The sequence below is a fragment of the Gammaproteobacteria bacterium genome (assembly GCA_040183005.1).
In the GTDB taxonomy this organism is placed as follows: Bacteria; Pseudomonadota; Gammaproteobacteria.
Map to the genome: position 1 here is coordinate 1 of JAMPIW010000008.1, position 3,852 is coordinate 3,852.

A 3,852-nucleotide genomic window follows, 5' to 3' on the forward strand; every position below is an offset into this window, starting at 1 on the left:
GGGTTCTCGACCTGGACCGCTTCAAGGCAATCAACGACACACTGGGCCACGATCATGGCGATATCCTGTTACATGCCGTGGCGCAAAGACTGAAAGACTGCGTCCGCGCCGAAGACACCGTGGCGCGGGCAGGTGGCGATGAATTCGCCATTATCCTCGCGGACGTCGATGGGCCCCAGGATGCCGCGCGGGTGGCCGCAAAAGTGCTGGAGTCATTCCGGCATCCATTCCATGTTCGAGAGCAGGAGCTGTTTATCTCGACGAGCATCGGCATCACACTCTACCCCGGCGACGGTACCGACACACAAACTCTATTGAAAAACGCTGGGGCGGCCATGGACCGCGCCAAGGAAAAGGGCAAGAACGCCTATCAGTTCTACACAGCCAACATGAATAGCCAGGCCATGACGAGACTGACCTTGGAAAACCGCTTGCGCCGCGCCCTGGAACGCGACGAGTACGTGTTGCACTACCAGCCCATCGTGGATGTCGCCTCCGGGAAGATCACCAGCGTCGAGGCGCTGATCCGATGGAGGCATGCGCAGTCAGGGCTGGTTCCACCGGCAGAGTTCATTCCCCTATTGGAAGACACCGGGCTGATCGTGCCCGTCGGCGAATGGGTATTGCGCACCGCCTGCGCCCAAGCCAAGCTCTGGCAGACGGTAAACCCCTGCGTCATCGGCATGTCCGTCAATCTCTCTGCCCGACAATTCAATGACCCACAACTATCAGAACTGATTGGCCAGATCCTGGCAGACGCTGACCTTGAGCCGCACCTGCTGGAGCTGGAAATCACCGAAAGCATGCTCATGCAATCAGTCGAAATAGCCATCGACACCCTGAACGCTCTTCACGGGATGGGAGTGAGACTTGCCATAGATGATTTCGGTACTGGCTATTCCTCGCTCAGCTACCTGCGGCGCTTTCCTATACACAGCCTGAAAATCGACCGCTCCTTTGTGGATGGAGTTACCACAAATCCCGACGATGCCGCTATTGCCGATGCCATCCTCGCGCTGGCGCATACCCTGAATTTACGAGTGATCGCCGAGGGAGTGGAAACAGAAGAACAACTGCAATATCTCCGCTCCAGGCGCTGCGATATGGTGCAAGGTTACCTGCTCAGCAAACCGCTGCCTGCCGAAGAAATCACGAGAATGTTACGGGAAGACAAGCGCCTTTGACCAATCAGGGGGCAGCAGGCAAAAGATTACTGAGCCTGGCGAATTGCGCCAGGCTCAGTACCTCTGAACGCAAGCCGGGGTCAATACCCTCGGCGCGAATCTGCTCTTCGGTGAGCAGTCCTTTGAGGGTGTTACGCAATGTTTTACGGCGCTGTGAAAACGCCTGCTTGACCAAACGGGCGAAATTCGCCTGATTGGCGACCTGCACCAACGGCTTTTCATGAGGCACTAATCGTACAATCGCCGAATCAACCTTGGGCGCGGGAGTAAATGCACCGGGGCCTACTATGAACAGCAGCTCGACAGCACAATAATATTGAATCATGACGCTGAGGCGCCCGTAATCCTTCCCCCCTGGCTGCGCCGCCATACGCTCCACCACCTCTTTTTGCAGCATGAAGTGCATATCCTGGACGCATCCGATCTGATCGATCAGGTGAAACAGCAGCGGTGTGGAGATGTTGTACGGTAGATTACCCACTACCCGCAACGGCCTGCCATCGGCGGCCAGCGCGGCAAAATCGAAACGCAGGGCGTCAGCGCTGTGGATGCGTAATTCGCCCTGCCCGGCACACACACGCTCCAGCACAGGAATCAAATCACGATCCAGCTCCACCACATCCATACTACCCGTCTCACGCAGAAGGTGCTGGGTGAGCGCGCCCTTGCCTGGGCCGATTTCCACGATATGTTGGCCCGGACGGGGATTGACTACGGTGACAATGCGTTGAATTACGCTGTCATCATGCAGGAAATTCTGGCCGAAGCGTTTGCGTGGGATATGTTGCATAAGTAATGTTGTAAGATGCTCTTACTGTGAGATATCAATGGGGTAACAGAAAATGAAAGAAAGCAATTTTCTCGCGGGCTGTGTGCTGCTTTTCACAAGTATAACCGCTATCACGCCGTCATGGGCTGAATCCACATGTAACAAGTCGCTGTTCGACCGGGCTGATTTGCAGGCACAGAGTTCACGGGAGATCGACAACGACCTCATGCAGGTTACACTGAGCGTGCAGAAGGAGGATAAAAACCCTGCGCGGCTGGCGGACGAGATCAATCAAACCATGTCATGGGCATTGCAAACCGCCCGCGCGAGCAAGGATGTCGTCGTCAAGAGCGGGAGTTACCAAACGTACCCCGTCTATCAAACCAACGGCAACACGGTGGGCCACTGGCGCGCCACCCAGCAAATTCTGCTGGAAAGCACCAATACAACCACTCTCACTACGCTGATAGGCCAACTGCAAACCCGCCTGCAAATCGAATCCATGGGGTTCGCCGTATCACCGGAAAAAAGGCGCGGGGCGGAAAACAGTCTGATTGAAGCGGCACTGGCCGCATTCAAAACGCGCGCCGATATCGTGCGCGCCAATCTGAATGCGACCAGTTACCGCATCGTCAATATTTCAGTCAACACATCGGGAGAGGAGTTCCACAGACCCATGGCTGGAATGGTAGACAGGATGTCTCTTGCGAAAACCGCCGCCCCGGCGGTGGAAGCGGGAAGCAGCCAGATAATGGTCAGTGTGTCCGGCACTGTTCAGTTGCAGTGAGAAGTATAGGGTGCGTTACGCCCTTTGGCGCAACGCACCCCGCATCTCAACCCTCAAGCTGCTGAATACCGTCCAGATACCATGTAGGCTGGGTGCTACGCACGGGACGTGTAAAGTGCCAGATCTCGCGCACGGGGGTAACATGCTTGTCGTCCGTGGTATCTGTGTCGATTTCGCGCATCAGCACATCGAACAGCACGGTTGCTTCGATGTTACTACCCACTTCCCGGACTTCCAGCAGTTCGCCTTCCACTTTCAACAGCTCGGTGCGATTTTCGCCAGACCGCGCACGGACCTGATCCTGTAGCTCGGCAAACACTTTATCCGTGGTGAATTGACGCAAATCGGCCAGATCACCCTCATCCCAGGCCTTTTGCAGACGCTGATAAGCGGCCTTGGCGCCGTCGATGAAGCCCGCACTGTCGAAATCCTTGGGGATCACACCAGGCAGCGGACGGAAGCTCACCTGAGCTGTGTCAACATTTGTTTCAGTAGCGGAGGTTTTGTCTTTCCTGAACAAAAGATCCGTGTCAAAAGATGCGCTACTGCGTTCCTGTCGCGGGGCTACGGCATCATGATCAACGCGGTTCGCCGGGCTGTAGTCCATTGACGGTTCGGTAACTGGGCCAGACGTGGTAGCCACGCGTTCTTGCACATGAGGCATGGATGCACGCTTTCTCGCGGCAAAGATTTTATACAGCACAAAGGCGATCACGGCAAAAATCGCAACATCCATGAAATTGATATTCTCAAACGCGCCGCCGAAGAAGAGTGCGCCGAGCAGCCCGCCCAGCGCCAAGCCACCCAGCATGCCCATCAGGCCACCCTTGCTAGCCAAGGAGGAGCGCTGACCGGCATTTTGCGCCTGAGCAGGTGTCTGCTGCTGCGCGCTGGAAGGGCCGGCAGCGGACTGCTGACGATTTTGATAGGGCTGGCTGTAGCTGTTCTTGCCACCAAACGACTTGCCACCGCCCATACGCTTGGCCTCGGCGCTATCAATAACGCCACCCGCCAGAAAAATTCCAGCGACCAAGGCAAACACAACACTCAATGAGGTTTTCATTCACAACTCCAGTTTTTGTATATCTTCATAATTTTACATCAAGTCAGAC

General features: G+C 55.8%; 4 protein-coding genes. 2 read left to right on the forward strand and 2 right to left on the reverse strand.

The window, feature by feature from the left end; all coding sequences use genetic code 11:
- On the forward strand, nt 1-1,184 hold a 1,184-nt coding region (locus M3A44_14940; protein ID MEQ6342894.1), incomplete at its 5' end, for an EAL domain-containing protein.
- A 4-nt stretch (nt 1,185-1,188) separates the two neighbouring features.
- Here M3A44_14940 and rsmA read toward each other — a convergent pair.
- Nucleotides 1,189-1,974: a 16S rRNA (adenine(1518)-N(6)/adenine(1519)-N(6))-dimethyltransferase RsmA gene (gene rsmA / locus M3A44_14945; GenBank protein ID MEQ6342895.1), complete on the reverse strand. Its 786-nt coding sequence runs from the start codon at nt 1,972-1,974 to the stop codon at nt 1,189-1,191.
- Between the two features lie 52 nt (nt 1,975-2,026).
- On the opposite strand from rsmA, the gene M3A44_14950 reads away from it, so the two are divergent.
- The gene (locus tag M3A44_14950; GenBank protein MEQ6342896.1) at nt 2,027-2,740 is read left to right on the forward strand and encodes an SIMPL domain-containing protein; all 714 of its coding nucleotides are present in this window, start codon (nt 2,027-2,029) and stop codon (nt 2,738-2,740) included.
- Nucleotides 2,741-2,786: 46 nt separating this feature from the next.
- Here the strand turns inward: M3A44_14950 and M3A44_14955 are convergent, their stop codons facing one another.
- A complete protein-coding gene (locus M3A44_14955) occupies nt 2,787-3,803 on the reverse strand; it encodes a Tim44-like domain-containing protein (protein MEQ6342897.1) in 1,017 nt (338 codons plus the stop codon).
- Nucleotides 3,804-3,852 lie beyond the last annotated feature (49 nt).